This is a genomic window from Vibrio sp. 1727 (genome assembly GCF_033344415.1).
In the GTDB taxonomy this organism is placed as follows: domain Bacteria; phylum Pseudomonadota; class Gammaproteobacteria; order Enterobacterales; family Vibrionaceae; genus Vibrio; species Vibrio alginolyticus.
Window position 1 is genome coordinate 1 of the sequence record NZ_JAWPOT010000657.1, and the last position, 519, is coordinate 519.

General features: G+C 47.2%; 1 pseudogene. It reads right to left on the reverse strand.

Going from position 1 to position 519, the window contains the following annotated elements:
- A pseudogene (locus R8O10_RS27450) lies at nucleotides 1-519 on the reverse strand (propeptide, peptidase); the annotation flags it as partial.

A 519-nucleotide genomic window follows, 5' to 3' on the forward strand; every position in this document is an offset into this window, starting at 1 on the left:
GACGTCAACGTGATGTGTAAATCCGCTAAATTCGCGTGTTCGATATCGAGATAAACGGCAAATGAGTCATCAATTTTCTGCGTTTTGTCTGATAGTGTTTGAACAAAAATTTTGTTCCCTTGCACTTCTTGACCGCGCGAGTTAATACTCGCATCGGTGAGCGCATCCTCGATAGTCTTGGGCTTATTCAAAAGTAGAGGAACACCATTCACTAGCGCCGTCACGTTTTGCCAAGATTGCGCCTTAAGCCCTTCAGCAAACTGATAATCCACTGAAACTTTAGATTCAAACGGTGCACCACACGTCAGCCCCGTTGGCAAGTTGGCACTGAAAGAGGCCGAGTTTGCCAGTTGCACATCGACCGCTTTCGATGTGTCGTTGTTCAGTGACCAATTGCCCTTTACGCTTGCAGATCGGCCGGTGTGAGAAAGCGTCAACTCGACCGTTTCCCCAGCGTTGATGTAACGAGATTGATATCGGGCGTTAAAAGGAACTTTGAGTAAGTTATGCTGTGCGAAG